At 31.2% G+C, this 6,179-nt stretch carries 8 protein-coding genes; 7 read left to right on the top strand and 1 reads right to left on the bottom strand.

The genetic code is table 11. The features are described 5' to 3' along the window. Positions 1-171 precede the first annotated feature (171 nt). Complete coding sequence (locus tag C3E89_RS05630) at positions 172-1,083, bottom strand: substrate-binding domain-containing protein (protein ID WP_236911494.1); 912 nt, start codon at positions 1,081-1,083, stop codon at positions 172-174. Between the two features lie 253 nt (positions 1,084-1,336). On the opposite strand from C3E89_RS05630, the gene rpsF reads away from it, so the two are divergent. From rpsF to rplI, 7 genes are all read left to right on the top strand, one after another. After that, positions 1,337-1,621: a 30S ribosomal protein S6 gene (gene rpsF, locus C3E89_RS05625; protein WP_236911493.1), complete on the top strand. Its 285-nt coding sequence runs from the start codon at positions 1,337-1,339 to the stop codon at positions 1,619-1,621. Positions 1,622-1,641: 20 nt separating this feature from the next. Then, entirely contained in the window at positions 1,642-2,073 is a 432-nt protein-coding gene (locus tag C3E89_RS05620) for a single-stranded DNA-binding protein (RefSeq protein ID WP_236911492.1), read from the top strand. 17 nt (positions 2,074-2,090) lie between these two features. Beyond that, positions 2,091-2,315 (top strand): 30S ribosomal protein S18, encoded by a 225-nt coding sequence (rpsR, locus tag C3E89_RS05615; protein ID WP_236911491.1) that lies wholly within the window; start codon positions 2,091-2,093, stop codon positions 2,313-2,315. A gap of 118 nt (positions 2,316-2,433) precedes the next feature. Beyond that, positions 2,434-2,751 (top strand): MazG-like family protein, encoded by a 318-nt coding sequence (locus C3E89_RS05610; protein WP_236911490.1) that lies wholly within the window; start codon positions 2,434-2,436, stop codon positions 2,749-2,751. Positions 2,752-2,767: 16 nt separating this feature from the next. After that, a complete protein-coding gene (locus tag C3E89_RS05605) occupies positions 2,768-3,706 on the top strand; it encodes a DUF2232 domain-containing protein (RefSeq protein WP_236911489.1) in 939 nt (312 codons plus the stop codon). A 20-nt stretch (positions 3,707-3,726) separates the two neighbouring features. Continuing rightward, positions 3,727-5,727, top strand: coding sequence for a DHH family phosphoesterase (locus tag C3E89_RS05600; protein WP_236911488.1), 2,001 nt, complete (start codon positions 3,727-3,729; stop codon positions 5,725-5,727). Next, positions 5,724-6,170, top strand: a complete 447-nt coding sequence (gene rplI / locus C3E89_RS05595) for a 50S ribosomal protein L9 (protein ID WP_236911487.1) — start codon at positions 5,724-5,726, stop codon at positions 6,168-6,170. The genes C3E89_RS05600 and rplI overlap by 4 nt, the downstream gene beginning before the upstream one ends. Positions 6,171-6,179: the final 9 nt, after the last annotated feature.

Genomic DNA, 6,179 nt, shown 5'->3' with positions numbered 1-6,179 from the left:
TACTATGGCAATTATAGACATAGTCGCAGATATAAAGAACACTATTTTCATAAAATTTTCAATGGATTTAGACTTCATATATTTCACCTTCATTTCTATTTTTGATGATTTAAATTTTGAAATCAATATAGCCTAGTTAACTAGGCTATATTGATTGAAAGGGAGAGTGTCTTATTTAATTTCACTCCAATTAGTGGTTTCACCTATATAAATTGATTTTATATCATCGATACTTAAATCTTCTACAGGGTTATTATTATTCACTATAACTGCAATTCCATCTAAAGCTATGACTACAGGATTTAATTCAGCAAGTTCTGAATCCTTCAGTTCTCTTGAAGCCATACCAATATCAGCAGTGCCTTCCATTGCAGATTGCATTCCAGCTGAAGAACCAGTAGATTGAACTTCTATGGATACGCCTGAGTTTAATTCTTGATATGCTTCAACTAATTTTTCCATTAAAGGAGATATAGAAGTGGAACCTGCTATAACTAAAGTACCTTCTTCTGTGCCATTGCTTTCATAATTTGAGGCTTGAGTATCTACTTGCACATACCCTTCTTTTGTAACAATATCTTGTCCTTCAGAGCTAAGTATGAAATTAAGAAAGTCTTGAGCTAATGGATTTAAATCCCCCTTATATGCTAAATTGAATGGCCTTGCTACTTCATAAGAGTTATTTAATATATTTTCAGCAGTAGCTTCTACTCCATTTACTTTTACTGCTTTTACAGTGTCATTCAATGAACCAAGAGAAATATATCCTATACTATATTCATCACCAGCCACTGTAGTCATAACTGCGTTGGTACCATTTTGTACAATTGCCTCAGAATAAGTTCTATCCTCCTCATTTCCATTTGCATCTTTCTCTAGTATTCCTACAATTTCAATAAAGGCTCCCCTAGTTCCAGATCCTTCTTCCCTAGTAACTACATTGATAATTTTACCAGTATCAAAACCGTCTCCATTGCTAGAATCAGATTCAATAGTATTGCCATTACTACTATCGTTCGTACAACCAGCTAATATAACCATTACCATAATAACGATTAAAAATATACTCATAAATTTTTTCATAAATTAATTACCTACCTTTCTTTTACAAATTTTATCTTTAATATAAGCATATCTGGGAAATGTAAAATCTGTAGTATCCCAAATGTAAAATCTATGTAAAATAAATATTATAATTTTATTTTGAATAAATTTTTTGAAATCGAATCAATAGTCAATTTTCTATTGCATAAAAATTACATTAATGATATAATTCTATAGATATATCCTTGCTCTATATATAATAGAGCCGTTAGTCCAGAAGGAGGTGAAAGATATGAGAAAATATGAAGGTGTTCTTATCTTTGTACCAAGTCTTGAAGATGAGGCAAGAAACCAGTTATTCGACAGATTGAAAGGTATCATAGAATCAAATGGTACTATTTCAAATGTAGATGAATGGGGAGTTAGAAAACTAGCTTATGAAATCAATGATATATCAGAAGGATATTATATAGTAGTTAATTTTGAAACTACCCCAGAAACTGTAGAAGAGCTAGACAGAGTATGTAAGATTTCCGACAGTATAATGAGACATATGATAATAAGAGAAGATGAATAGAATTTAAGGTGGTGTTTTGGTTGAATAATGTTGTGTTAATTGGAAGGCTTACGAGAGATCCGGAATTAAGGTATATTCCCAATACAGGAACTCCAGTATCGACTTTTAGTTTAGCTGTAGACAAACAGCTATCTAAAGAAAAAAAACAAGAAATGGAAGCAAAAGGACAACCAACAGCCGATTTTATAAATATTGTCGTATGGGGAAAACAAGCGGAAAACTGTGCAAATTATCTAGCAAAAGGAAGACTTACTGCTGTTCAGGGAAGAATTCAATCTAGATCCTATGATGCTAAGGATGGTACTAGAAGGTATGTAACTGAAGTTGTAGCAGAAAGAGTACAGTTTCTAGAATGGGGAAATGAAAACAATACCAATTTTGGTAGTTCAGATTCTGACTTTTCAGGAATAGATGGTTTTGAGCCAATTGATGACGATAATATTCCATTCTAAGAAGGAGGGAAAAGACGGTGCAAAGAAGATTTAAACCAAGAAAAAGAGTTTGTAATTTTTGTGTAGATAAAGTTGAACACATAGATTATAAAGATATTAACAAATTGAAAAAATATGTTACTGAAAGAGGAAAAATTCTTCCTAGAAGAATCTCTGGTAACTGCGCAAAGCATCAAAGAGAGCTAACAAGAGCTATAAAACGAGCAAGACAAATAGCACTACTACCATATAGTGCAGATTAAGAGAGGAATAACCTCTCTTTTTTGTTTGACATATAATATTATACTCTGTATTATTTTAATAAGACTAATTTTAATAAACAATTATTTAGATGGTCATTATGATTAAAAGGGTGAAAATATGGACGAGAAAAAAGAGATGGATATAATAAAAAACTTAAGAACTATAGAATGGTTAAAAGGTGAAATATTGGCTTCTGTTGCAAGTTTATATCAATTATTAGCTAAAGGAGAAGATGACACCAAAGATGATTTGGAAGATTTAATTTCCAATATAATGTTATTGTCTTTTTTATTAAGTAAAAGATTGGGAATAAACTATGAAGATATAATTTCTAATCTAAAAGATAAGGTAAAATTAAATATATTAGAAGGACATAAAATTGAGAAATGGTATGGAGATTTGAGCGAATTAATGGAGTTTATAAGAACTAAATAGGAACGAGGTGGAAGATTTGAAAATAGATCCAAAAAGGAAGGTTATGGAAACAATATTTGCTATAGCAGTATCAACAATACTAATGTTAATAGGAATATATTATTTGCCTTGGGCTATTTTCCTATATCCTATTCTCTTCGTTATATTAGGGGTTAGGTATGGAATGAATTATGCTATATTGGCTTTGATAGTATCAACTTTTTCTATTGGGTTGATGGTAGACATGATATCAGGTATATTTATATTAATAGCATTTGCCCCTTTGAGCATATCATTAATCCATACCATGAAGATGAGGAAAAATTCGTTAGTGGTTTTGTCCGTTTCAGCTATAGTATTTCTCATTTCAGTTGTTTTCATAATGAGTATAATGAAGAATATGACTGGTGTAAGCATTATCAATCAATTAGAAGATGCTTTTAATCAAGTAATAAATTATAGAATAGAAATATTAAAAGATACAGGTTTAACAAAGAATGAAATTTTAGAGGTTAAGGATTTTTTAGAAAATCAGTCTGAGTATATTCTTTTAATTACACCGTCTATAGTAATGGTATTTTCTTTAGTAATAGCATACTTGAATTATTTGTTATCTTCTTTATCTCTTAGAAAGCTAGGTTACGGGATAGTATCTATTCCTAAATTTTCAAGATTTAAATTACCCAATAATATTCTGTTAGGGACTGCAATTATGTTTTTAGGTGCATTCATAATAAAAAAATTACAATTATTTTATTATGAAACCATATTAATAAATATAACTGTAATTATTTCTTTTCTATTTCTCATTCAGGGTTTAGCAGTTATAGATTACAAACTAATTAAGAGGAATCTAAAGACTATTCCGAGAATACTTATTGGCGGATTGTTAATCATACCCTTTGGAGGGTTTCTACCCTTTGTTGGAGTGCTGGATACCATATTTGACTTGAGAAAATTTAGGAAATCTATTTAATTTCCACTAGGAGGATAACTATGGATAATAATAATTTGTTTAAGTGGAAAGATGGAAAGACTTATTTAATAATGATAGGGGGGCTTATAGCTATAATTGCCTATTATCAACCTATATTAGCATTATTATTGACTATAGCCTTAGCATATTTAATCTATCAATATATTATTACCCTTAGGGATAAGGAAAGGGAATGGACTAAATATATTGAAGGATTGTCAGAAGAATTTGATTCAGCTACTAAACATGCTGTTTTTAATATGCCTTTTCCTTTGGTCATGCTTGAAATGGATGGTACTATATCTTGGTATAATACTAGATTCAAGGATATGATGGAAGACGAGGATATCTTAAATGAGAATATAGAGGATTTATTACCGAAAATAAAGATAGAAGATATTTTAAAAAACACAAAGAAAGAGCCTTTGAATATAGAATATAATAATAAATATTATGAGGTCCATTATAATATAGTTGATGGGAAAAAATCTATTAGCACAAAAGGTAATGTTATAATGTTATACTGGGTTAACAAAACTGAGCAAGCCCTTCTTTATAATAAATATAGAGGGGAAAAGATGGCAGTTTGTTTAGCATATATAGATAATTATGACGAGGTAAAAAGTACTACTCCCGAGATAAATAGACCTTTGGTGTTAGCGGAAATAGACAAAACTATAAATGCCTATGCTACCATGAACAATGGATTGGTACGGAAATATGAAAATGATAAATATATACTCATATTTGAAAATAAAAATTTGCAACAGATTCAAAGCAGAAAATTTGATTTATTAGATCAAATTAGAGAGATAGATGAGGGTAACACAATATCTATAACTTTAAGTATGGGTGTAGGAGTAAATGGAAAGAATCCAAATGAAAACTACGAATATGCTAGATCAGCCATAGATATTGCTTTAGGTAGGGGTGGAGATCAAGCTGTTGTAAAGGAAAATAATAATCTAAGTTTCTATGGAGGCAAGACCAAAGCCATAGAAAAGAGAAATAAAGTTAGATCTAGGGTTATATCCCATGCTCTAATGCAGCTTATTGACCAATCAGACCAAGTATTTGTAATGGGCCATAAAAACCCAGATATGGATTCTTTCGGTGCTAGTATAGGGATAATTAGAGCTGTAAAAAACAGAAATAAAAAAGCATATTTTGTTTTAGGAGGGACAAATCCATCTATTAAAAACATATACGATAGAATGCAAGAAGAACAACCGGAATATTTGGATTTAGTATTGGAACCAGAAGAAGCTATAAACATGGTAGATAGGTCCTCTCTATTGGTGGTAGTAGACAATCATAAACCTAGCTTTACAGAGGTTCCAGAGCTTTTAAATTTAACGGATAAGGTGGTCCTAATAGATCATCACAGAAGAGGTGCTGAGTTTATTAAAGATACAGTTTTGACCTATTTAGAACCTTATGCATCATCAACATGTGAGCTAGTTACAGAAATACTTTACTATATGTCAGATAAGATGGAGATGACAAAATTTGAAGCAGATGCATTATTAGCTGGAATAACTGTGGATACTAAGAATTTTACATTCCAAACAGGCGTAAGAACCTTTGAAGCTGCATCTATACTGAAAAGGGCAGGTGCTGATACTACTAGCGTAAGACAACTTTTTAGAGATGATTTTGACACATTTTTGCATAAAGCAGAAGTGGTTAAAAATTCTAAAATTGTATTTGAAAAAGTTGCTATTGGTAAATTAGAAAGGGATATGGAAGATTCCATATTAATAGCAGCTCAATCTGCCAATGATCTATTGAATATAAATGGGGTAGAAGCCACTTTCGTTCTAACTTTATGGGGAGGGAAAGTTCATATTAGTGGTAGATCTTTAGGTAATATTTCTGTTCAACTGATACTCGAGAAGCTAGGCGGAGGAGGTCACTTAACTAGTGCTGGTACTCAAATAGAAGGTAGAACTCTAGAACAAGTTGAAGATATGCTGGTTGAAGCTATAGATGAATATTTAAAGGAAGGTGAAGAAGAATGAAAGTAATTTTATTAAAAGATGTCAAAGGATTAGGAAAAGCAGGAGAACTGGTTAATGCTAAGGACGGATATGCAAGAAATTTTTTGTTTCCAAGAAACTTAGCTATTGAGGCAACACCTGCAAATATGAAGAAATGGGAAGAAAGGAAGAAGGTTGAAGAAGCAAAAGAAAAAGCAGAATATGAGAAAGCTCTTAAATTAAAAGAAAAGATTGAAGGCCTAACAATTGAGTTAAAGGGAAAGGCAGGGGAAGGAGGTAAACTCTTTGGTTCAATTACATCTAAGGATATTTCTCAAGCATTGAAAAAACAACATAAAATTGATATTGATAGAAGAAAGATAGAAATGAAAGATAATATTAAGTCCATAGGTGTAACTACAGTTGAAGTTAGAGTTTATCCCGAAATTTCTGCTAGTCTAAAAATAGAAGTAATAGAAGGATAATGGGGTGAT

The sequence above is a fragment of the Clostridium sp. Cult1 genome (assembly GCF_021655095.1).
GTDB lineage: Bacteria > Bacillota > Clostridia > Tissierellales > Tepidimicrobiaceae > Schnuerera.
Note: the sequence above shows the minus strand (reverse complement) of the source record. Positions and strands in the feature narration are given on the sequence as shown.